Annotated in this window: 20 protein-coding genes and 2 pseudogenes; 6 read left to right on the top strand and 16 right to left on the bottom strand. The window is 55.0% G+C overall.

The features are described from left to right. The first annotated feature begins 22 nt into the window (after nt 1-22). Complete coding sequence (locus KP014_RS04725; RefSeq protein WP_036591215.1) at nt 23-739, top strand: ABC transporter ATP-binding protein; 717 nt, start codon at nt 23-25, stop codon at nt 737-739. After that, complete coding sequence (locus tag KP014_RS04720; RefSeq protein WP_090834230.1) at nt 723-2,333, top strand: hypothetical protein; 1,611 nt, start codon at nt 723-725, stop codon at nt 2,331-2,333. The genes KP014_RS04725 and KP014_RS04720 overlap by 17 nt, the downstream gene beginning before the upstream one ends. A gap of 183 nt (nt 2,334-2,516) precedes the next feature. Here the strand turns inward: KP014_RS04720 and KP014_RS04715 are convergent, their stop codons facing one another. The 4 genes from KP014_RS04715 to KP014_RS04700 all read right to left on the bottom strand — a co-directional run bounded on the left by KP014_RS04715 (nt 2,517) and on the right by KP014_RS04700 (nt 5,913). Beyond that, on the bottom strand, nt 2,517-3,530 hold the full coding sequence (locus KP014_RS04715; RefSeq protein ID WP_036598318.1) for a LacI family DNA-binding transcriptional regulator: 1,014 nt from the start codon (nt 3,528-3,530) through the stop codon (nt 2,517-2,519). 124 nt (nt 3,531-3,654) lie between these two features. Next, a complete protein-coding gene (locus KP014_RS04710) occupies nt 3,655-4,452 on the bottom strand; it encodes a DUF6492 family protein (protein ID WP_036598317.1) in 798 nt (265 codons plus the stop codon). A 160-nt stretch (nt 4,453-4,612) separates the two neighbouring features. After that, nucleotides 4,613-5,335 (bottom strand): hypothetical protein, encoded by a 723-nt coding sequence (locus KP014_RS04705; RefSeq protein ID WP_051500309.1) that lies wholly within the window; start codon nt 5,333-5,335, stop codon nt 4,613-4,615. Continuing rightward, nucleotides 5,332-5,913 carry a helix-turn-helix domain-containing protein gene (locus tag KP014_RS04700; protein WP_051500308.1) on the bottom strand — a complete coding sequence of 194 codons (582 nt, stop codon included), beginning with the start codon at nt 5,911-5,913 and terminating at the stop codon, nt 5,332-5,334. Before KP014_RS04700 ends, KP014_RS04705 begins: the two co-directional genes overlap by 4 nt. Before the next feature lie 151 nt (nt 5,914-6,064). Here KP014_RS04700 and KP014_RS04695 point away from each other — a divergent pair, with 151 nt between their 5' ends. Together KP014_RS04695 and KP014_RS04690 are read left to right on the top strand one after the other, a co-directional pair. Continuing rightward, nucleotides 6,065-6,874, top strand: coding sequence for an alpha/beta fold hydrolase (locus KP014_RS04695; protein ID WP_036598316.1), 810 nt, complete (start codon nt 6,065-6,067; stop codon nt 6,872-6,874). Between the two features lie 77 nt (nt 6,875-6,951). Next, on the top strand, nt 6,952-9,594 hold the full coding sequence (locus tag KP014_RS04690) for an ATP-dependent helicase (protein ID WP_246590639.1): 2,643 nt from the start codon (nt 6,952-6,954) through the stop codon (nt 9,592-9,594). A gap of 419 nt (nt 9,595-10,013) precedes the next feature. Here KP014_RS04690 and KP014_RS04680 read toward each other — a convergent pair whose 3' ends face one another. The 4 genes and pseudogenes from KP014_RS04680 to KP014_RS28590 all read right to left on the bottom strand — a co-directional run bounded on the left by KP014_RS04680 (nt 10,014) and on the right by KP014_RS28590 (nt 11,609). Continuing rightward, the gene (locus tag KP014_RS04680; protein WP_025688905.1) at nt 10,014-10,250 is read right to left on the bottom strand and encodes a DUF6953 family protein; all 237 of its coding nucleotides are present in this window, start codon (nt 10,248-10,250) and stop codon (nt 10,014-10,016) included. A 286-nt stretch (nt 10,251-10,536) separates the two neighbouring features. Next, on the bottom strand, nt 10,537-10,752 hold the full coding sequence (locus KP014_RS04675) for a hypothetical protein (RefSeq protein WP_139210600.1): 216 nt from the start codon (nt 10,750-10,752) through the stop codon (nt 10,537-10,539). Between the two features lie 110 nt (nt 10,753-10,862). Then, nucleotides 10,863-11,339: pseudogene (locus KP014_RS04670) on the bottom strand (ABC transporter permease); the annotation flags it as partial. Between the two features lie 39 nt (nt 11,340-11,378). Next, entirely contained in the window at nt 11,379-11,609 is a 231-nt protein-coding gene (locus tag KP014_RS28590) for a hypothetical protein (protein ID WP_246590802.1), read from the bottom strand. On the opposite strand from KP014_RS28590, the gene KP014_RS04665 reads away from it, so the two are divergent. Then, the gene (locus tag KP014_RS04665; protein WP_246590727.1) at nt 11,571-12,770 is read left to right on the top strand and encodes an IS110 family RNA-guided transposase; all 1,200 of its coding nucleotides are present in this window, start codon (nt 11,571-11,573) and stop codon (nt 12,768-12,770) included. The genes KP014_RS28590 and KP014_RS04665 overlap by 39 nt on opposite strands. A gap of 503 nt (nt 12,771-13,273) precedes the next feature. Here KP014_RS04665 and KP014_RS04660 read toward each other — a convergent pair. The 3 genes and pseudogenes from KP014_RS04660 to KP014_RS04650 form a co-directional block, all read right to left on the bottom strand. Then, nucleotides 13,274-13,726 (bottom strand): annotated as a pseudogene (locus tag KP014_RS04660) (RNA-guided endonuclease TnpB family protein); the annotation flags it as partial. Nucleotides 13,727-13,894: 168 nt separating this feature from the next. Beyond that, nucleotides 13,895-15,346, bottom strand: a complete 1,452-nt coding sequence (locus KP014_RS04655) for an aryl-sulfate sulfotransferase (protein ID WP_090834229.1) — start codon at nt 15,344-15,346, stop codon at nt 13,895-13,897. A 25-nt stretch (nt 15,347-15,371) separates the two neighbouring features. Then, nucleotides 15,372-15,917: a MarR family winged helix-turn-helix transcriptional regulator gene (locus tag KP014_RS04650; RefSeq protein ID WP_036593814.1), complete on the bottom strand. Its 546-nt coding sequence runs from the start codon at nt 15,915-15,917 to the stop codon at nt 15,372-15,374. 383 nt (nt 15,918-16,300) lie between these two features. Here KP014_RS04650 and KP014_RS04645 point away from each other — a divergent pair, with 383 nt between their 5' ends. After that, nucleotides 16,301-16,699 (top strand): hypothetical protein, encoded by a 399-nt coding sequence (locus KP014_RS04645; RefSeq protein ID WP_036593816.1) that lies wholly within the window; start codon nt 16,301-16,303, stop codon nt 16,697-16,699. Between the two features lie 225 nt (nt 16,700-16,924). Here KP014_RS04645 and KP014_RS04640 read toward each other — a convergent pair whose 3' ends face one another. The 5 genes from KP014_RS04640 to KP014_RS04620 form a co-directional block, all read right to left on the bottom strand. After that, nucleotides 16,925-18,115, bottom strand: coding sequence for a response regulator (locus KP014_RS04640; RefSeq protein ID WP_036593819.1), 1,191 nt, complete (start codon nt 18,113-18,115; stop codon nt 16,925-16,927). Then, complete coding sequence (locus KP014_RS04635) at nt 18,093-19,877, bottom strand: sensor histidine kinase (RefSeq protein ID WP_090834228.1); 1,785 nt, start codon at nt 19,875-19,877, stop codon at nt 18,093-18,095. The genes KP014_RS04640 and KP014_RS04635 overlap by 23 nt, the downstream gene beginning before the upstream one ends. 169 nt (nt 19,878-20,046) lie before the next feature. Beyond that, nucleotides 20,047-20,871, bottom strand: coding sequence for a carbohydrate ABC transporter permease (locus KP014_RS04630; RefSeq protein ID WP_036594300.1), 825 nt, complete (start codon nt 20,869-20,871; stop codon nt 20,047-20,049). An 18-nt stretch (nt 20,872-20,889) separates the two neighbouring features. After that, a complete protein-coding gene (locus tag KP014_RS04625) occupies nt 20,890-21,780 on the bottom strand; it encodes a carbohydrate ABC transporter permease (protein ID WP_036594302.1) in 891 nt (296 codons plus the stop codon). 87 nt (nt 21,781-21,867) lie between these two features. Next, on the bottom strand, nt 21,868-23,214 hold the full coding sequence (locus tag KP014_RS04620) for a sugar ABC transporter substrate-binding protein (RefSeq protein WP_036594331.1): 1,347 nt from the start codon (nt 23,212-23,214) through the stop codon (nt 21,868-21,870). Nucleotides 23,215-23,295 lie beyond the last annotated feature (81 nt).

Below are 23,295 nucleotides of genomic sequence, written 5' to 3'. Positions count from 1 at the left end.
TGCGGAGGAGGAAGGCGGGCTCATGCAATTAATTTTAAAGAACCTCAGGAAAGACTTCGGCGGGAAAAAGGTGCTTCAAGGCATTGATTTTACCTTTGAGAAGGGCAAGATTTACGGTCTGCTCGGCCGGAACGGCGCAGGAAAAACAACCCTGTTCAACTGTCTGAGCGGAGAGCTCGAGGCGGACGAAGGACAGGCGCAGTTGGAGGGCGAGAAAGGCTTAAGGCCGCTGCGGGATGAGGATGTAGGCTATGTCTTTTCCCTTCCGATACTGCCTGAATTTCTGACGGGATATGAATTTCTGAAGTTTTTTACCGATATCAACCGGGACAAAGTTCCCCAAGAGCTGACCGTCGACGATTATCTGGAAATGGTCAAGATTGAAGACGAGGACCGCCACCGGCTGATCAAAGGCTATTCCCACGGCATGAAGAACAAAATTCAGATGCTCTGTTTCCTCATCACGCGTCCGCCGCTGATTTTGCTGGATGAACCGCTGACCTCTTTTGATGTCATCGCGGCGCTGGAAATGAAGAAGCTGCTGCGGGAAATTAAGCAGGATCATATTCTTGTCTTCTCCACCCACATTCTGCAGCTCGCCAAAGACCTGTGCGATGAATTGGTGCTGCTCCGGCACGGCCGGATCGAGGCGATATCCTCCGAGCTTCTCCACAGTCCGGATTTTGAAGATCAGATTGTTATGCTGTTGGGAGATGAGCCTGATGTACAGAACGCTTAAGTTTATACTCGGCATCCGGGTATCCGTTTTTGCCAACTGTCTGATTTATTATTTTCGTCAGCTGCCCCTCATCGGCAAAGCACTAAAGGACAATGCATACGCCAATCTCCCTCTTAAAAAAATCGCATCCGTTATCGCGCTGCTGTTCGCCATATGTACAGGATTCGTCTCCAATTTTTTATATACGGGACTGATGATTTATTGGCCGGTATCGGTCACGGGTACGGAGCTTCCTGCGGCGGAGCGGTTCGGACGGTTTATGCATATCTTCGTGCTTCTGAGCTTTGCGGCGGCAGCCTTCGCCAATATCAAAGTGCTGGAATCCAAACGGGAAAAATATATCGCGGTCAAGCTGATGCGGCTGAACGCCCGCCAATATATGCACGCCACCCTCAGCTTTCGGTATTTGACCTTTTTTCTTTATTTTGTGCCCGCTTCTATCGTGTTCTTCCGCTTGCTGGGCGCTTCCGTCACCCAGGGAATCCGGCTCGCGCTGCTGCTTACCCTGTGGCGAGTGGCCTGCGAAGCGCTGCATCTTTATGTGTTCGACCGGACCGGGATTGTGCTGATCAAAAAGAATGGGTTCGCCTGGTGCGGCATCGGGCTGAGCTTGGCCGCAGCGTACCTGCCTCTTGTGCTGGACGGAACGCCGGCAACCGGCGCGGCGGTACTAAGCCTGCCCGGCGGCCTGATTATTACGGCAGCCGGAATAGCCGGAGCCTTGTACCTTAAACGCTATCCGCGCTACCGGGCGGCGGTGGATGCGGCGACCCATCGGGACGACCCGCTGCTGGATTACGGCCGGATGATGAGCGAGGCGCAAAAAGCGGACATGAACATGCCCGGCTCCGAGGCCCCCGCCGCTGTCTCTTCCGGGAAGCATGCCAAGAAAAAGGGGTATGCTTACTTGAACGCTATCTTTTTCGAAAGGCACAAGCGGTTTATCACGGAGCCGGTAATCAAGCGGCTGTGGATCATCGGCCTGCTGACAGCCGCAGGCGCCGTCATTACGCTTCTTAGTCCCGATAGAGCCGGAACATATGTGGAGCGGTTGATCACCTCACCGAGATACTTTCTTCCGGTCATGTTCTTTATATCCATCGGCGACCGGTTATGCAAAGCGTTATTCTACCATTGTGACGTCCATCTGCTGCGCTACGGATTTTACAGGAAACCCGGGGCGGTTCTGTCCAATTTCCGGGATCGGCTGCTTCGCATCTCGTCGCTTAATCTGATTCCGGCAGCCGCGATCTGCGCGGCCGCAGCCATACTCGCCCGCCTTGCAGGGGCGAACTGGCCCACGGCAGACATGCTTCTGTTTCTGGTGTTTATCGTCTGCCTTTCCTTGTTTTTCTCGGTGCATCACCTATTTATGTATTACCTGCTGCAGCCTTACTCCACGGAGCTGAATATTCGAAATCCGTTTTTTATCGTTGTCAATTCGATTGTATCCGGCATTTGCTTCTTCAGTTTGTCCCTTTCAAGCGACCCCGTTCCGTTTACGGTCTTCGTCATCGCCGCTACTGTCTTATACATCGCCGTGGCGCTGGCAGCCGTATACAAATACGCGCCGAGAACGTTCCGGATCAAATAGCCGCAGATTAGCCCGGAAATATCCCCGCCAAAATGAGGAACACCTCCCCCGAATCATTCCCTGCGATTCACGGAGGTGTTCCCAGGATTATGGAATTTTTCATATGGCCTTCCTTCGGTTAGTGTGATGCCTTGATAAGCATCTTTCGGCTTGGCGCCTGAGGAGATCGCAAAGGCTCGCGGTCTAATCCGTGACCCGCTTCATCTCCGACGACTGCCGCACCGCCAGCTCGCATTTGAAGACGTACTCTTCGGGCGGTAGATCCTCCTCCGAGCGGATGCGGCTGATGATCCGCTCGGCCGCCTTCCTTCCCATTTCGAGCGAAGGCTGATTGATTGTGGTAAGCGTCGGCGTAAGCAGGTGGGCAAAAGGAATGTTGTCGAAGGCGACCAGCGCCAAATCCTCAGGTACCCGAAGACCCCGCTCCTTCACAAAAGCGAGCGCCTCAAGCAGCACCAGGTCATTGCCCGCAATGAGCGCCGTCGGCGGCTCCGGACCGCCAAACAGCTTGCCGAATCTTCCCCGCAGAGCGGAGATTTCCGCATTAATAATGCTGCTGCTGTACGTTAATCCGAAATCGTCCATCGCCTTCCGGAAGCCTTCCGTCCTCTCAAGCCGGGTGCTGATTGTCAGCGGCGCCGTAGCAAGCGCAATTCTCCGGTGTCCCCGCTCCTTCAGATGCGACACCGCTTCATAGACCGACTCACGGTTGTTGACGACAATAGTGTCGGCCTTGACGCTTTCCACCCGCCGGTCCATGAACAGAATGGGGTGCCCGTGCCGGGAAAGCTTTTTATACAGGGAACCGTTCTTCCCCGTAGGTAGCAGAATCATGCCGTCCACCTGCTTCGCTTGAAGCATTTCGGCGTACTTCTTCTCCTTCTCCCCGTCCTCGTCACTGTTGCACAGAATTACGTTGATATCCTGCTCCTGGCAGTAATCCTCGATGCCCCGGCAAATTTCGGTGGAGAGTCTGTGCATGAAATTGGCCACAATGACGCCAACCGTTGAAGTCCGCTTCTGCTTCAGTCCCCTTGCGAGCACATTCGGCTGGTAATCGAGCGCTTTGATGGCCTCTTCGATCTTTGCGCGAGTTTCGGCGCCCATGTGCTGATACCGTTTATTTAAATATTGGGATACCGTGCTTTTGGACACACCGGCCCTTGCCGCAACGTCCCCGATTGTCGCTCTGACCAATGTTCTCTACTCCCATCGTTAACGCGTATATCCACTAACTATAATGCGGTTTGCGGCGCATGTCTAATCGCATAAGGGACCCCCGCAAGCCGGGAGCGGGAGGAGGAACATTTCAAGGAGCGCATCATTTCGGCGTCCGAACGTAACCTTTTCGCTTGTGAAAAGAAAGTGACCGGTAAGTGCGCGCGTACTTTGCAACCGTGGCTGCGGAGATTTGCGAGCCGCTCATATTCAGGCTTTTGTTACGGGCTTTCTTGAGAACCATCCCTCCGGGGTCCTTGGCATACAGATAGTTGCCGTAGGTTTCGAACTCGGAAAATCCAAACTGCCGGGAGCGGTTGATGCTGCGCAGGATGGCGGAATACCATGAAGTCCCGTGTCTGGCCTCGATTTCCCGTTTCATACGGGTAAGCCGGCTGCGCTCAAACAGCATGTAATGGGTTACAAAAGAGGAAGGGCGGACTGCCTTTTTGCCCATCAGTTTTCGGTAGGTCGCAAAATAATCCGGCTGGCTCCAGTTCCGGCAGTAGAACACCGTCTTTCCGCTCAAGCGGAACCGGTGCGGTGTGATCAGGACCGTATCGGCATCAATAACCAAAAAATAATCCGCCGTACACAGCTTGTCGCCGCCCAGCTTCAGCAGCTGCTGAAACAGCCAGCCCGACCGCTCCCAGGTACGCGAGCGGTAGTGAATATCCTTTTTGGTAATGGGCAGCACCGTATTTTCATCGACGAAGGTACAGCCTTTCCTGCGGCAAAAATCGAGGATGCGCGGCTTGCGGGGCGCAACGATCTGAATGCTGCGGATCGGATGCTTGACATGCTTCCTCACAGCGTCAACCACATGCGGCAGGGTGGCCAGATCCTTCTCAATCGCCGGAATCAGCACATCTATGGCAGGTCCTTCAAGGGCTTGGGACATACGTTCATCTCCACTCATCAATTTCTGTTAGAATATGAACGTTCGGGGCAAAGGGAATGGGCCGCCATGAAATAGACCTAAGATCGGAACTTTCGTCAAACGCAGTCTATATCATTTGAAACGGCCCAAAAACTTGTGAACCTAATTTGGGTCCGCCGCTTTACCAGAGCAGCAGACCCGCCGTAAGCGTCAGCAGGCCAACCCCGGCGGCAAAAAGGCTGACCAGCGGCAGCGCGGCGGTTCTTGCAAGCCGCACCGCGGTCAGGTTGAATCCGCTATGCAGCGGAATAAGAAGCACCGCCGACCACGGAGTACGGGCGATAATCAGCGCGGCTCCGATATGAAAGGCCGAAGCCCAGATCCGCTCCAGGATGCCCCACAGCGGGCTTGCCTGCAGATTGCCCTGCGCCTGAAGGATTTGTTTCGCCTGCATCGCCTTCTCATCGGTCCGTTTGATCAGCGATACAATAATGATCGCGTTAACGATGACGAACAGCACTTCAATGGCAGCCCAGCCCTGGCCGAGCGACAGCGCCTGCGGGAATGAAGCGGAAAGAATGGCGAGCAGAGCAAGCCTTACGCCTTCCTCCAGCACGCCGGAACTTCCGCCCACGATCAGCTTGGCCCGCTCCTGCGGCAACTCCCGGACAAGCGCGGCGAGCGGCCCCCGCAGGAATAGCGCGACCAGCCAGCCAAGCGCCCCCAGCCCGAAGATAGTCCAGTCTATGGCGTGACCCGCCGCGCTGAACACAGCCCCGTACATTACCGGAACCAGAATGTACAGCGGCAAATATTTCAGCGTTCTTTCCGATACTCCCGCAAACGGGTCCTTCTCGGCTGTACTCATCACTTCTATCTCTCCCGCTTCTGTTCTAATATTCATTGCCCTTTCTGCCCCTCCTCTTCGTTTACGCCTTCGGATGAACCCGGGAGCGCCCCCGGAATGACGATGGTGGAGATTATCCGCCGCCTGCGTCCGCTTCCAGCCTCGTTTCCAGCATATTTCTGCATCGACTTTCTCATTTCCGTCAAAAGCTGAGCATATTCGTCATCGGTCAAATGAAGCTGCACTTGGCGCATGGAGACGCCATCTTGTTGCAGATCATATTTCTCCTGCTGCACGTAAGCGCTGAAGTCACCGATAAGCGAAGAGATGAATTTCTGAAAAAGCGCCATGTGCTCGCCAGCCGATTGTTCCGTCGTATCGGAGGGCGTGGCATCTTCGCCTCCCTGGGATAGGTAATATACTTTCTCCACCGCGCCGCGCACCTTGTTCTCTTCGGCCACCTCAAGCACGCCAGCCTTCAGCAGCTTGCTCAGATGCCGGTACATGGTTGCCTGCGGTATATCCTCAAGCTCCTTGACCAGCTGCTGCGTTGTACGCCGCCTTTCATTCAGCAGCGCCTGAATGATGCGCATCCGAATCGGGTGCAGAATCAGATCGGCCTTCGACTGGGCCATAATCTCACCTCTTTATTATTATCATTATCGATAATGATAATGATCTTCCAATTAAAATCAACCCTTCCGGCTCATTCCTTTTTGATCATAGCACCCTGAAGCCTCGCGTATACATCGAGTAGTTAACGATACAGGAAGGCGGGATGACTCTGTGCAATATTATATTGAAACGGAACCGGGAGTTAAGCTGTTTGTGGAGGACATCGGAAGCGGCGCGCCGGTTGTTCTGGTGCATGGTTGGCCGCTGAATCATGAAATGTACGAATACCAGGTGACGCATCTTCCCAAATACGGCTATCGCTGTATTTCGATTGATCTTCGAGGATTCGGCAAATCCGACCGGCCCTGGGAAGGCTACACCTATGACCGGATGGCCGACGATATCCGGGTGGTGCTGGACACACTGCGCCTGGAAGGTGTACGGCTGGTCGGCTTCTCCATGGGCGGCGCCGTCGTCCTGCACTATACGGCCCGGCACCGGGGCTGCCGCCTGTCGCAGCTGCTTCTGCTCGCGGCGGCGGCGCCCCGGTATACCCGGGGAGAAGACTATCCCTATGGCATGCCCAAATCGGTCATTGATCAACTGATCGCCGGAACTTATGCCGACCGTCCGCAGACGGTTGCCTCCTTTGGAGAGAGGTTTTTTGCCAAGCCGGTGTCACCCGCCTTTCGCGATTGGTTCCAATCGATGAATCTAACTGCCTCCAATCACGGAACCGTAGGTGGCGCACTGATGCTGCGGGACGAGGATTTACGCGCCGATCTTCCCCGGATCCAGGTACCCACCACAATTTTCCACGGCCTTCTCGACCAGATTTGTCCCTACGATTTGGCCCGGCTGATGCATCAGGGGATTCGGGGTTCACAGCTGCTGACCTTTGAACAAAGCGGGCATGCCGTTTTCTATGACGAACTGGAGCTGTTCAATCAGCGGCTGCTCCAGGTTCTGGGAGGAAGATAGCCGGCTTTCTCCTGAGATGGTATAGTGTAGGTTGGCAAAAATGGAATTTCGAACGTTAGGTGAAGGTGACACTCATTATGGACAAACTGCTGTTTCATCCTGCTCCGCCGGGAGCTTCCGGAACCCGCGTGCCGCGGGCAGCGGCGGCTTCCGCTAAGACGAGCCGGGAACTGGTTCTCGGAGATGAGCCGGACGCCGGCTATTTCCGGACGCTGGAGCAAGGCGGCATCCTGCTGAACGCTTCGCAGATCGCGGCGGTGCGGCATGGCGACGGCCCGCTGCTGACGCTGGCGGGCGCCGGGTCCGGCAAGACGAGCGTATTGGTGTGCCGGACCGGCTATTTACTGTCCGTTCGCCGTGTTCCTCCCGGATGTCTGCTGCTGCTGACCTTCTCCAGCAGGGCGGCGGCGGAAATGCGGGAGCGGATCGGCAGGCTGCCGGGAATCGGCGGGCGGGATATTTCAGGGCTGCAGGCCCGTACGTTTCATTCTTTTTTTCTGTACTTTCTGCGAAGACAGGGAGCCGGGCAGGAGATTTTCCACGAAACGCGCCGCCAGCATATTCTGCTTAAATCGATCATGCGCGAGCTGGGTCTGCCGAAAGACGCGTATCCGCCAGAAAGCCTGCTCTCTATCCTCTCCTCCTGCAAAATGAATATGGGCCGCGTGGACACCCTCCCCCAGCTTACGAATGCGGATAAGGAAATTAAGGAGATTCTACAGCGTTACGAGCAGTGGAAGCAGGATAATGGCAAAATCGATTTCGACGACGTGCTGCTGCATGCCTACCGGATGCTGCTGGAACGGCCGGAGCTGCTTGCGGAACTGCAAAGAAAATACAAATATATTATGGTCGATGAATTTCAGGATACGAATACGCTGCAGTATGAGCTGATCCGCATGATCGCCCGTCCTCTGAATAATCTGATGGTGGTGGGCGACGACGATCAGACGATCTATTCGTTTAATGGGGCGCGAAGCGAGTTCATTCTGGAGTTCGAGAAGCTGTACCCGGAGGCCAAAGTGATTACGCTCGACATCAACTACCGTTCCGGGCCCGCCATCATCGGCCTTGGCAACGGAATTATCAAAGGCAACACGCGGCGGCGTTCCAAAACGCTGCGGGCGGCGGCGCAAGGCGGCAGCCAGCCCCGCTACCTTCGCCCTTACACCGCCGACGAGGAAGCTGAAGCCATCGTAGAGTATATCGCTTCCGCCGTAGAGCAGGGTGCACGGAGCTACGGCGATTTCGCAGTGCTGTACCGGGCATCCAGCAGCAGCCGCGCCGTGCTGGAGCGGCTGCTGCTGCGTGATATTCCCTATGTCGATTACGGCGAAGGGCAGCTGCTGTACGAGCACTGGCTCATTTCGCCGGTCATCAGCCACTTGCGGCTGACCGTGAACCGGCGCGATTTTGCGGCCATTGAGGACATGCTGCCCACGCTCTATGTAAGCCGGGAACAGGGGATGGGACATATCCACCGGATGGAGGCGGTCCAGCCGAAGCGGGGGCCGCTGATCCATCTGCTGAGCCTGCCGGGGCTGGCGGAATTTCGCCAAGATGCCATTCGGGAGCGGCTGGACATACTCCGGCATCTGCGGGAGCTTACGCCGCTTCAGGCAATCCGGCAGATCCGCAGCCGGTTCTACGATCAATTCGTTCTGGCGGATGAGCGCCATCAGGCGACGCTGCACCGGGAGACGCTGAAGGAGATGCTGGACGAGCTGGAGCTGTCTGCGGGACGCTTCGGGAGCATCCCTCTTTTTCTTGATTTTCTGGACGAGATAACGTCAAGGAACGAGCAGCACCGGACTCCCGGCGGTACAGAGCAGGAGGACCACGTCGCGCTGATGACGATTCATAAGTCCAAAGGGCTGGAGTTCCCCGTCGTCATGCTGCTCGGCGCGTCCGAAGGCATCCTGCCGCACAGCTCGGCGCTGGAAGCAGGCCGCCTGAAGGACCGCCTGACGGCGGAAGGCGGCGGAGAAGCGCTCGCGCTGCTGGAGGAAGAGCGCCGCCTGGCGTATGTTGCGGTTACCCGCGCCAAGGAAGAGCTGTTCATCAGCTCGCCCGCGCTGCACCGGGGCCGGAAGGCTCCGGTCTCCCGCTTCATGCTGGCGGCGTTCGGCGTCGGCGCGGCGGACGCTGTTGACGCGGGCGTACGCGGCGGGCGGCAAGGCCCCCAGCCGGCGGCGGCGGGACCGCGTCCGAGCCGGGCAGCGGCTCCGGCGACCGGGTCGGACGCGCCGCAAGTGCCGGTGCCGCGCGCGGAGGCGCCGCAGGCAGCGGATATGGCGCAGCCCGCGATAGGCGCACTGGCACCGCCGGGCAAGTCGGCGCTACAGACTGCGCTGACAGCTTCGGCGGCTTTCGCCGCTCGGACGGCGCTGCCCATGCAGCCGCCCCCTCCGGCCGCACGCGCACGGTCGCGGTCTGGAGCTGCCCCGCCGCTGCCTGCCCAGGCTGGATGCGCGTCAAGTCCGGCGGCGCCGAGGATCACCTGGCGCACAAGCCCTGCCCGCTGTGCGGCTCGCCGATGGAGAAGGGCACCCGGGATGTCCCGATGTAGACCGACGGCATCCGGTCTGGACCATCGCCATCCGGTACGTACCGCCAACCATCACTTCCCCTGTGTAGACCGGCGGCAAACGGAATTCCTCCCTTTTATTTCTGGGCAAATGAAGCTTTACCGGTTACGAAAGGGATTTTCTCCACTTTAATAGCGCGTTTCCCTCTGTTTTCAGCAAAATCACAAGAATAAGAGTGAGAAATTCCAGCTTAATTAAAAAACAAGCCTTTATCCCATGAATAACCGGGAGAAATTCCGGCTTATCCATTAGATGATATCGCAAGCAGCGCCCCAGGACGCAAAAATCTCCAGTTGCATCCTTTCTAAGGTGGATACAGCTGGAGATTTTCATATCACCGCGGCCTTTGCCGCCGGTTCCCTTTATTGCAGAAGGTCTACGCGCAGATCGCGCCATGCTCAGAGGCTCAGACGCGGCTGGTTCCGGCCACTTGGTTGCCACGGCAGTTACGGGCACACGATGTCCGTTGCCCTCGCCATGGGTTGTCATTACAAAGGTGACCCGGCGCCGCTTCTTCTGGCGCTGGCTGTCCGGCTAATTGGCCGCACCCCTTAGGTCCAGGCCCACAGAAATCCGTCCCGGTCCCAGGCGATCCGTCCGCCGTGCAGCTTGCGGAATGCCTTTTTGACTTCCTTCGACAGCGAAGCGTTGCCGTTCTCGTTCACAAAGACGAACTGCTCGCCGAAATTTCTTTTTACATAATCAATTGCGTCGGTCTGGTACAAGGTCCCCGTAAAACGGATCTCCTTCACCATCCACTCCGCCACATCCTGGGCTGTCGGTTCCACTTGGGTCCTCTTTTCTTATGGCTTATATAAAATGAACTTGATATTTTCCCATTTGGGTATCGCTCGTAACTGCGAGGAATGTTTGGACTTCCGGCCGCTGTTGTCTCCAGATTTCTTGATTTAAACCGCTCTTCGCGGATGAAATCCGGAGACAGCTTATGCTTTCGAAGCGAGCTTTCCTTCGGAAAGCTTTCGGGCGGTCGCTATCGCTCCTACAGTTCCAAACTTCCCCTTCGTTACTCCTTACCCTGATGTCATTTTTTCAAGTTCACCTTATATAGTATGTCTATCTTATCAGATTCATCAGCCAAAGAAACAGCATTATGACGGAGACGGTCGTGCCAAGTGCGACAAAAGCGTTAAAAAAGTTCAATGACGAGCCCTGACGGGACTCCTCGGTGATCCTTGCGCTTCTTCCTTGGTACTCCTGCGGAGCGTCTTCACTGCCGGGAGCTTCCTCCCACTCGGGAGCTTCTTTGGCATTCAGGTTATCGGGGAGCACAAGCATACCTTCCCTTCGTTTCCTTTTTCCAAAGAATTATACCAGGTTTTTCTAAATTTGTAATGCGTACTTGTCCCTATTTATCCCTTGCCCGTCCTGTATGAAATTGTCTATCCCCGTCGAACCGCCGATCCGACCACACCGTAACGGTACAGCACCTTGCGTCCGAACCACCCGAACAGCCGATCTGTAAAAAAGCCCATAAAGCCCAGGCAGAACAGTCCCACAAAAATCCAGTCCGTGCGGAAGAATAACCGGGAATTCCAGATGAGATAGCCTACGCCTTCGTTCGAGGCGATCATTTCCGCGCCGATGATAGCCATGTACGACGTGCCCATCGCCAGGCGAATACCCGTGTAAATGTACGGCGTCGTTGCCGGAATGATGACATGCAGCAGGATCTCCCCCTCGCTTGCGCCCATGCAGCGGGCCGAACGGAGCTTATCCTCTTCCACGGCCAGAACGCCGGTCAGCGTATTCAGCACGACGATGAAGAAGGTCGCATACATGATCAGCGCGATTTTGGACTGCTCCCCGATACCGAACCAGACGAGAAACAGCGTAATGTAGGCAATCGGCGGGTTGAACCCTCCCCTCCCTACGCTTATCTTAAATTCCTGTAGGGGCTAAGAAATCGCCTTTGCAACAAAAGAAGCGCCTCTGGTACGATGGGGTTGCAACGGGTCAGTACCCTTAAAGCCCATCTTATCCAAGGAGGACGCTCTACTATGAAGTTTAAATCCTATGACGCCATTAATCAACGGATTGAACGCATTACCACGGATCACCTCGTTGTCGGAATTGACATCGCCAAAGAAATGCATGTTGCTGGTGCCGTGAATTTTCGTGGCGTCCAACTCGGCCGTACCATATCATTTAGCAACGACAAGTTTGGGTATGAGAAGTTGCTGCGGTGGGTTCACGATTTGCGGCAAACACACAATCTGATGCAGGTCATCTTTGGTGCGGAATCAACCGGTCACTATTTCCTCAATCTGGCGTTCTGGCTGCACGAGCGCAACGAGCAGATCGTGCTGGTAAACCCGATGACGACCAAACGCAACAAGGAAAATCGGGACAACAAACCGTCCAAGAACGACGCCAAAGATGCAATCATCATCGCCGACGCGATCTCCCGTGGCTACTACAGCGAGTGGGTAATCCGTGAAACGATTTACCGCAGGCTGCGCTATCTGGTGAGCGAGCGAGAGGCTTGGGTCACGGACCTGTCGGCCATAGGAAACCAGTTGCAAACAGCGCTGGACCAGTCCTTTCCCGAATTCACTTTCGTGTTCAAGGAATGGAATGGCCCACGTGGCATCGCGACGCTTCAGGCGTTCCCGTTGCCCTCAGACTTGAAGGACCTTACGCCAGAGAACGTGATCGACGGATGGCGAAAGGCGGGCATGCAGCGTGCCGGCGGTTCCCGCGGCAGTCAGCAAGCGGTCATGCTGCTCGCTGCCGCTCGTCGCTCAGTCGGTCTGACCGACATTGCGCCGGAAATCAAGCGGCAGATCGGACGTTTGCTTCAAAGATACAAACAGATGCTATCGCAAATCGAAACCGTTGAGCATGAGATCCATGAGTTACTGTCGCAGGTGCCTCCATCCGCTCGTCAGCCGCTCACAGAGATCGGTCTAAGTCCGCTGTTCGTCGCTGTCGTTCTGGCAAACGCGGGAGACCTTAGCCGCTATACGCATGGTAGACAACTGCTAGCGCTGGCTGGTCTGAGTCTGGCGGAAAGCACATCGGGCAAGCGCAGGGGACAGATTATACTCTCCAAGCGGGGGCGAAGGCAGCTGCGTAAATACTTATATCTCGCCGTGATCGGCCTGGTGGCCAACCATCCGGCATTCAGACGCTGGCATGACCATAACGTGAAGACTCTAAAGATGAAGAAGCAACGGTCTATCTTCAAACTGATCGGCAAGCTCGCCCGTATTCTTGTGGCACTCGCCCGAAGCGGAGAAACATTTGTAGAGAGCAAAGCGAACGCATTGCCTCCGCAGGCAGCATGACGGACAACCGTTCATTTTATGCATCATCCACAAGTGACTTCAACCGCAAGACCTTACGCATGTTGTCTCGTTCGCAGGATTTCACAAAGAAAGCACGGAGTACCGAGTACCTTCCTCTGAAGGGCATAGACCCGTTCGCTTAACATGATCGGACTCCACCTCTTGGACAGGTGTAACGAAGGAAGGTCAGGGCACAGACCCGTTGAGACATGGGAGAGTGAACCTCCAAGGATCGTGTGGAGAATGCGTGCAGTATATGGAATACAATGGAAACTTTCGCATTTCCTCTGTTCCCGTATGCCCACATGCTTATCGGGGGTGCCCCCCACCTAAGAAACCATTTCAGCTCCATCATCCAGGAGGTATGAAATCCTGCGAATTAGAGAGCATACGTGAGAAAAACCCTAAAACCAGAGGGAGAGGAAGGAGATTCTTGGGTAGTCCCTTCTACCGAAGAGAAGTTGACCAAGCGATCCCTGCCATTCCGGCAGTTTATGTAAGATCTACACCTGTAGCAGTCTTTTGCCTTCGGCCAAGATGTTAAGGCTGGCGTTTAAATCCCGATCATGTCCGGTTCCACACACCGGGCATGTCCATTCGCGAACGTTCAAATTCTTAACCTCTTGATTCCGGTATCCGCAGCAAGAACATAATTGGGAAGAGGCAAAGGTACGGCCTACCGGAACCAGTACCCTCCCGTACCATGCACATTTGTATTCCAGCATCTTGTGAAACAGGGACCAGGAGGCTACGCTAATCGCCTTGGACAGCTTCCTAGTTTTTAGCATACTGCAGACGGGCAAGTCTTCGATCGCAATCATGTCGTGGTTTTTGACAATGTGCGTGGAGACTTTATCTAGGTAATCTTTCCTTGCATTGCTGATGTCTTCATGTATTCGGGCTACTTTGATCCGCTGTTTATTCCAGTTTGATCCGCCCTTCTTCCGGCGTGAGAGCTCAGCCGACGAGCACGCGGATAAAGCTGATGCCGATGTACTGCATTAGCGTGCCGTCCATCACCAGCTCGCGGCCGCCCTGAAGCGTCCTCCACGGACCGGGAATGACATCCGGCCCGTATATAACCCGTAAAATAGTCGTTTTTTCTTGCAGATGACTTAACTTATCTATTTGGCGCTGCGCCGGGCTTCATCCGAGGTCGCCACGCAGGCTGCACCCTCCACGAAAGGCAGCGTCGTGGCCACACTGACAACGGAATCGCTGCCCTTCGGCGCGGCTCCAGGGACTCTGAACTGTGCGGCATGGATCGGCTCGATGGCTCTCTCTTCCGGCTTCGCAAGCTGCGGCACCCATTCATAGGGCAGCCGGTAGGAGCGGTACACCATATTCGTGTTTCTTCTATCGGTATAAGGAGAAATGTACTCCCAGACGATCTCATGATCCTCCGTCACTTCGAACAGCTGGCCGTTGGAGCCTTCCGTAATCAATGTGTTGCCGTTCGGAAGCCGCTGCGCCGAGCTGATATACGGACTGTAAAATTTATAGGAGTCGGTCGGAACCGAGAATCCCGCTTCCGCTCCGGTGTACTGCCATTCAATTTCCAGCGTCACGGGGTTAATCTCCAGAACCCGGGAATGATCGCGGATTGCATTCTTCTGGCCGAACGGGGATGCGGGATTCGGCAGACCGTAACCGCCCCAGCCGCCGTTATCGAACACGAGCAGGTTGCCTTCGCCCGGCAGACCCTTCGGTATGATATGGGCGTGATGCTGGCCGATGATCCAGCCGATATGCTTCACTTCCGGCAGGGAGTAATCCGGGCCAAGACGCCAGACGATGCTGCCGGTTCTTCGGTCTGTGATCGCGATGATGTTGGCTTCCCGGGCGTCCCAGATAATATTGTCCGGATGAAACCGCTCATCGCCCTCGTCGTAGAACCGGTTCGGCCCCACATAGGACGCCGAGTTGATATGCAGCCAATCGCCTACGCCGCCGCCGAGGTGGCCGAAGGACCGGGTATTGGGGTCGCGGAACAGCACGTTGCGGGCCGACTCGTCAAAGCCCAGCTCATCGAAATGGTCGCTCGCTTTCCATTCCCACTTCACATTGCCCTCCCAGTCGACCTCAATAATGACATCGTCCAACAGCTGCTTGTCGGAAATGGCCGGGTTATTCACATTTTTATGAGCGAGGATCAGCGTCGTGCCTCTGGAAACCTCCGGTTCAAGGCCAGGAGCATAGTAGCCGACCGGATTGCCCTCGCGCTGGTAATCATGATGCTGCCGCGCATACCACAGCGGCTCATAGCCGGGATCTTCAATATGCTCGTAGCTGTTGTATTTCCAGACGATATTGCCGTCCCAATCCACCTGCACCAAATCGACATTGTCCTGAATGCCGAATTTCGGATCTCTGCGGCCCGTGCTGCCCAGCACATAGCCGCCCGGAAGCGCCTTGGCCGGAAAGCCGATCAGCCCTTTCCACAGATGAACCTCGCGGCCGTTCATGTCGATCAGAACAACACCCTCTTCGCCTGCCTGATACACGGTATAGCCGCTCCATGCCTTGCTCGGGTTATAGACGGTTGCGCCTGTCGGATATACGGTTGGAAATCCCATTGTTCATGTCTCCCTTGAATGAATTCTAATAGGTCAAATACCGGCTTTGCGTCGATACCCGGCCCTGCTTCCGTTCAGGGCCGCCGGGCGCGGGAGCCTCGGCATTCTGCTTGGCATGCTCCAGGATGGCTTCCGAGAACCCTTCAAGATTGCCGATGACTTTCTCGAGCGCCCGGTTCTGGGCGTTCAACTCCTCCAGTTCGAAGCCTTCGAACAAAAGCGTGATACACCTTGCACCGACGCTGCGGTTGCGCTCGAACATGGCCCGCCCCTTATCCGTAATGCCCAGCAGCACCGTTCTGCGGTCACCCTCCTTGCGCTGCCGGACGGTATACCCCGCTGCATCCAGCTTGTCGCACAGCGCGGTGATCGCTCCCGATGTGAGATCCAGCTGCTCCGCCAAATCGCTGAGCCGCTGCTCGCCCTCGCGGATGATTTTATGCAGAATCATCATGCCCGGCAGCGCGACGCCCTCAATGTTAATACGGTCCCGCTCCTTCACGAACCTTCTGACCATCTTGCGGAACAGCCAGTCAGCCTCCTCCAGCACATCCCAATCCAAATTCTCCATAGACCCTTTGCTCCTTAAATTCGCCGCAAGGCATCAAAAAAGGCCCCCGGAGCGGCCCATCGGAAGGGTAACGCTGCGGGAGCCTTTGGCGATCCAATCGGCTCGAAGTGTTATTTCACTGTTCATTTATTCAGTGTTGAAAGGTTATGAACGAATCATAAACCTATTAATCTTACCTGTCAAGTGTGAATTAAAAATGATTTTTAAGCTTATTTTAAATTCCCCTTAAGGCTGTTGTCACATTGGGCGGTTACAATGAGAACAACTCCTGCTGGAGCTCGGCCGAAAGAGGCGCCTATCCGCTTAACCTTCAACTTTCTCGCGATTAACGAATCTTTTGCACCGCCAAATACGTAAACGAACTATGAAATGAGGGACTAGGTATGAATATTAAACGGAATATCAAACGGGTGATGATCGTCGGTACAATGATCGTAGCGATATCATTTGGAGGAAATACATGGGGAAGCAGTACGGTGAGCGCGAGTCCGGTCGCCAAGCTTTCCTTATCCGCCGCATCGTTGGAGCGTGATGATTTGCTGGAGGCCTTGAAGCAGCCTTCCGGCGAGGATCTGTACTATTCCTTGTATGAAGGCAAGTCGCTTGCCGAGATCGCATCGGAGAATAGCGCGGAGGTTCAGCAGGTCATCGACCTGCAGACGGAACAGCTTACCCGGCAGTTGGATCAGCGCCTTGCTTCCGGAAGCATTACACCGGAGCAGTACGAGGCTTACAAGGCGGAAGTGCCGGATATTATTCGGAGCAGCGTGTACCGTCTTTAAATCCGCCTCGGACTCCGAATTCGCTAAGAGCGCTACATAGACTCTTTAAACGACTGGCTCTGCTCAGGCTAGAATCCCCAAAAGAACTGCTCGTGGTCTTTTGGGGGATTCTTCGCCGCATAAAGGCTCTGTGCTATTTGCCTAGCATTTCATGCTCCTCTTTAGCCGGAAAATACGCGGGCATCCCATAGTCGATGATCGGTTGATAGGGACGCCATTTTTCCGTTACCCCCGAGTGGCGGGAATATTCTGCTGCTGGCGGTATTCGGTCGGGGTAATCTGGAAGCGCTTGCGAAACATTTGGGTAAAATGCCGCATATCCTGATAGCCCACGCGCTCGGCGATCTCCGTCAGCTTCAGTTGCGTGTTGAGCAGCAGCAGCTTTGCCTGCTCCAGCCGCAGCGAGGTGACATATTCCTTGTAGCCCAGGCCCGTCTTCAGCTTGAACAGCTGGCTGAAATACGCCGGGTTCAGGAACACGACGGACGCCATTTTTTCCAGAGACAGGTCTTCGCAGTAATGCTCCTTGATATACTGCAAGGCAACGTCGATAGCCTTCTCGCCGCTTCGCTTCAGGGGTTCAAATTCAAAAGCCTGCGAGGCAAAAGCCTCTCTCATCCTCGTAACCACCTGCGGAACGGCGCCAAAGTCGGAGGTGAGTCCCGAATGAATCATCTGGAACGGAACCTTAAGCACATGATTCAGATGGCGCTTCACATCCTCCTGGAATTCATCCATTCCGGCTCCTTCCTTCAGGGTGATCAGGCCCAGCAGAGTCTGCTTGTCGTAACTGACGACGAATCCGCGGCCATGCCGTTCAATCAGCTCGGAGAGCACATTCTCCACAATAAAATGCTCCAGGCGCATGCCCCGATCTCCGGCCTCCATCCGTACCATAGTCAGATAAAAGTGGTGATAGTCCTCGATAAAAGGCCTGATGTCCAGATTGCCGATATCCAGGCCCGACGCGAGCCTCCGGAATACGCCTTCCCGCAAAAATCTCAGATTGGCTTTGAGCCGCTCGCTTTCTTTTGAAAGTTCGCTGTCCTTTCGGATTTCCTCAGCGAGTCCGTGTATCAGCTCCTGCAGCCGGTTCTTGCCGATCGGCTTCAGCAGGTAATCTCTCGCCCCGAGCCGTACCGCCTCCTGCGCGTAGGAAAATTCGCTGTGCGCCGAAATCACGACCCATTTTACATATGGATACTTGCGTTTGGAAATCTTCATGAACTCCAGACCATTCATTCCGGGCATCAGAATATCGGTCAGCACGATATCGATCCGGCGCTCCTCCATGATGCGGATGGCTTCTTCCGTGGAAGCCGCCACATCGACGCGGTCCTCCGGGCACAGCTGTCCGATCGTCCGCCCAATTCCTTCCCGGATCGCGCGTTCATCATCGGCTATCAGTATATTCATGGCCAGTCTCTCCTTTCTGCGGAAGCGGCAGCACAATGGCGACCCGGGTTCCCTCTCCGGAAAAGCTCTGAATCTCCAGCCCGTATCCTTCCCCGAACATATGCCGCAGCCGGCTGTGCAGATTCTGCAGCCCGATTCCTCCTTTGCCGGCCTCCCTCGGGCTTTCCTGATTCAGCGATCGCTGCAGACGCTCCAGTTCTTCCGCCTTCATGCCCCTGCCGTTGTCTTCCACGATGATGCGCAGCGCGCCGCTCTCTTCCCTGGTGTACACCTTCAGCACACCCTGGCGGTCAAGCGGCTCAAGTCCGTATTTCACGGCATTCTCGATGACCGGCTGCAGCGTCATCTTCGGCAGCCGGATGCCCAGCCACCGCTCGTCAAACTCCGTGATGATTTGCAGCCGGCCTTCCAGCCGGATTGAAATAATGGTTAAATAGTGCCCGATCTGCTCCAGCTCCTCGCGGAGCGTAACCGCCGCCCCGTCCTCCCACTGACTGCTGTACCGGAACATGGAGGACAGCGAGAGCACAAGCTCACCGAGCTGGTCATTTCCTTTTTCATCCAGCATCCAATAGATCATATCCAGCGTGTTGTACAAAAAGTGGGGATTCACCTGGGACTGGAGGGCATGAAGCTCAGCATTCTTCTCACTGACGGACGAAACCTTCACCCGCTCGATCAGCTCCTCGATCCGGTTCACCATCCGGTTGAACGAGGCGACGAGGATGTTGATTTCCTGATAAGAGGCTACGCTCAGCATGCCCCGAAAATTCCCGATTTCCACCATCTTCATCTCACGGATGAGCTTCTTAATCGGCGAGGAAAAGGTCCGGGATACAATGGAGGCGATGAGAGTCGATACCAGGATGAGGATCGTAATCACGATAATCAGGTAACGCCGCATCTGCAGCAGCTCCACGTTCAAATCGCGGTCCGGGGTAACGCTGACCACCCACAGGCCGGAGAACGAGAGTCTGGACGCGGTGACGAGCCGGTCCGAATCCTGCTTCAGGGCGACATCCCCAGAATCCCTTAAGAAAGTCAAATCATCCAGTGCGGGCGGGTCTCCGTCCGATGACGAAATGACGCGCCCCTCCTGCGACATCAGGTACACCCGGCTGTGCTGCCCCAGCTTTAGATTGTCCAGCGCGCTCAGCACGGTCTGCGGATTCATCTCGAACAGCACGATGCCGATCGGCTTATGCTCGTTGAGATCATAGATCAGCCGGCCGAAAGCGAACACCGGACTGTCCTCCACCTGGTCGATCAGCGAATGGCGGTACACGCCGAGCCAGACCATTTTGCCCGAAGAAATCTGCACCTGCCGGTACCAGTCCTCATTCCGGTAATTCGGGTCCACCACGTTCATGGAGTTACCGTAATTGTAGATTTTGCCCTTGTCCGTGATGACATGGATGCCCACCAGGTCGTTACGCGAATAAAAAATAGCGCCAATCATATTCGTAATCGTCTGCTCATTGATGTAGGCTACCGCAGGCTCGCTGCTCTGTTCATTCAGCAGGCGGATCATCTCAAAATTATTGCTGAGCGACTTGGAGAGGCTGTCGTAGCCCTGGTACAGCAAGCTGAAGAGGCCGGCCGTCTGGGCGGCGTTTTTCTGGGACAAACTGCTGATTTTCTCATGCATCTGGACAGTGGCCCGGTTATAGTACAGCAGGCTGACGACAAGCAGAATCCCCGACATGCAAAAAAGAAACAGCACGAACAGCCGATGGTGTATGGAATGAAAGCCGCCCCGCATCAAGACTTCCTCCCCTCATCAGTGTCCCGCTGTTCTTTTATTATAAATCCGGCAGGATTACAATTTCAATAAAGCGCTTTCAATAAAAAAAGGGGGGCCTTCAGATAACCAAACGACGCATGCTTCCGAAATAACATCGCCCGATGCAAACGAGCCGCCGCTCTCGCCTTCAGCCTTTCACCGCCCCCGCCACCATTCCTTTCGTTATTTGATTGGAGAGGAAGAAATAAATCAGGATGACCGGCAGCGCGCCCATGATCAGAAAAGCGCCGATATCCCCGTAGTTGACCGAATACTGGCTGACGAAGGTGAACACACCGAAGGGCAATGTCTTCAGTCTCTCGGATGAGATGAAGGTTGCGGCCAGGATGTACTCGTTCCAGATCGAAATGAACGTCAGGATGCATACCGTCATCATCGGCGGGATGGAGACCGGCATAATGACGCTGCGAAAAATCCGGTATACACTCGCCCCGTCGATGAACGCAGATTCTTCGATCTCATAAGGGATGCTCTTCATGAACCCGCTTAAGATAAAGACAGAGATCGGCGTAGAGAAGGCGATGTACGGCAGGATCAGCGACAGGTGGGTGTTGAGAATATGCAGATTTTTGAAAATAATCATTAGCGGCAGCAGCGTTGCCTGCATCGGAATCATCATTCCCATTAAAAAGATAGTCATAACCACACTCCCGTACCGCCAGCGGAAACGCGAAATCGCGTAAGCGACCATCGAGCTGAGCACAATGACGCAGACCATCGTCACGCCGGTGACAATGATGCTGTTCGACAAATATTTTAAATAATTTCCGGCCTCGAAAGCCTCTTTGTAGTTATGCCATTGCGGCGTCTTCGGCAGCGAGAAAAATTTGCCGTCTGTAATTTCTTCGTTCGTCTTCAGCGAATAGAACAGCAGCCACACCAGCGGATAGAGCTGGGTAACGACCGGGATGGCGAAAAGAAGATACACGAACCGTTTTTTGAATTTCCGCATGACCCGCGTACTCCTTTCTTAGCTGAATTTTTTCTCTAGCCGGTTAAAGACCGTATTGATAATGACCGTACAGATGAGACACAGGATGACTAAAAAAGCGGCAATGGCGCTGCCGTATCCGTATTTCAGCGACAGGAACGAACTGTTGTACATATGCGTGGAGATCACGTCGGTCGCGTGCGCCGGGCCTCCGCCGGTCATGACCACCACCAGCTCGAAAGCCTGCAGAGAGCCGATAAACGCCAGCACAATCGACACTTTAAATATCGACACGATCAGCGGCAGGGTGATGTAGCGGTCCGCCTTGAAGCCTTCCGCCCCGTCGATTTTGGCCGCCTCGTAGATTTCGTCGGGAATATTCTGCACCCCGGTATATTGGATCAGCAGATGATAGCCGAAGTACTGCCAGAGCGATACGAAGTACAGGCTGTACATGGCGATTTTGGGTTCGGTCAGCCAGCTGTGCGTCCAACTGTCCAGCCCGAATGCGATCAGCACGCCGTTCAGCATGCCGCCCATGGAGGCCGGGTTATAAATCGTCTTCCACAGCTGCCCGATAATAACGACCGACAGGATGACCGGCGTAAAATAGATCGAAACGAGCGTATTGCCCTTTCTCACGTAGCGGCTCAGCAGAATCGCCATCCACAGGCACACTGGAATTTCCAGCATCGACGCCACCGCGTACAGGAGCGTATGCCTGACCGCTGGCCAGAACACGGTATCGTTAACAAACATATTCCGGAAATTATCAAGCCCGATAAATGTCGAATCGGTAATGCCATCCCACCGAAGCAGGCCGGTATAGAACGAGACGAGGATCGGAACAAATACAAGACCTATATACAGCAGCAGACAAGGCAGCACGAACACGGCTATTGTGCGCGCGGGCACCTTCAGAACTTTCATATTCCTCCGCCCCTTTGGATCGATTCGGCGCGAAGGGGCCTTGCAGCGGCCCCTCCCGCACCGACCAGGGAAATTCGGGTTTCCCGTTTATTTATTGGCTTCGTATGCGGATTGATGCTCCTTGGCAACCTGAGCGGAATCCACTTTTTGTACGAACAGATTTTGAATGCTGCTGAGATGCACCTGCGCCGTCGCCGGGTTCATCGTGTTGTCGAACGCAAGGTCGCCGCCTTTGACCTCATTGAACAGATTTGCGATGGAGATCGCCAGATCGGAATAGCCTGCGGATTTCAGATCGCCGTCCACCTTTTGGCCTAATCCAACCGCATTTTTCAGATCAAACTGCTTCTTCGGCAGGTTTAGCGTGAAAAAGTTCAGAAAATCCTTTGTTTCCTGCAAATGCTCGCTGTTCGCGGATACCGCAAAGGCGCTTCCTGGCGCCAGCATGAACTCGTTCGGGTCGCCTTTGCCGTCAACGGTCGGGAACTGGAACGCCCCTACTTTACCCGCTACCGAAGAAGCGTCAATTGCTCCCGTCTCCCAGGAACCGATCACCCACATGGCCGCTTTGCCGGACTTGAAGATGTTGCCGCCAGCTGTGGCATCGATGGAGGTTGCGCCGTCCGGGAATGCGCCGGCTTGAACGAGATCCTGGAAGCGGTCCACCGCTTGGATAAAGGCGGGATCGCTAAATGTTTTTTTGCCGTCAACCACATCTTTCAGGAAGCCGGGGCCGCCGTTCGTACGGAGCAGCATATTCATGAAGAGGAACGAGCCGGTCCAGGAGTCTTTTTCCCCGATGGCTATCGGAGTGATGCCTTTCGATTTCAGCGTCTTCACATCCTGGAGCATCTCTTCGAATGTCTTCGGCGTATCACTTATGCCAGCCTGCTGGAACAGATCCTTGTTGTAGAACACAACCTCAATGTTATTGCCGTCCGGAAGAGCATAGACATTCCCGTCAAAGCTGTAATAGTCGAGCAGCCCGGATTGGTACGTATCCTTCAGCCCGTTCTGATCGATCACGTCATTCAGCGGAGCCAGCAGCCCGGCATCAACGAACGGCTTCATCTGCGCGGCAGGGTTGACGATTGTAATATCCGGCACTTCCTTGGAAGCCGCCTGCGTCTTTAGCTTCACCTTCTGCTGATCGGTGTTAAGCGTGTCCAGCTCGATATGAACGTTCGGGTGATCCTGTTCGTACTGGGCTATTAGCTCATGCAGCATCTTGTAGGAAGGCGTCGCCGGGTCGGGGTAAATATTTTGAAAAGTGATCGTCACCTTCTTGTTGCCGCCGCTGCTGGCGGTGCCGGTGCCCGTATTGCTGCCTGAAGCCGCGTTGTTGTTGTTCGCATTTCCGCATGCCGCCAGGCTTAGCGCCAGTGTGGCGGATAGAGCGACAGCGCACGTTTTTAACAGCTTTCTTGTAGCCATGATCGTTACCCCCTTGCTTGTTATAGCTCCATTATTAAGCAGTAAAGCGCTTCCAACAAGAGATGAACTTAAGGAATCAGG

Origin of the sequence: Paenibacillus sophorae (assembly GCF_018966525.1) — a bacterium.
Taxonomy (GTDB): domain Bacteria; phylum Bacillota; class Bacilli; order Paenibacillales; family Paenibacillaceae; genus Paenibacillus_AQ; species Paenibacillus_AQ sophorae.
The sequence above is the reverse complement of the archived record's forward strand: the minus strand, read 5'-3'. Positions and strand labels throughout refer to the sequence as shown.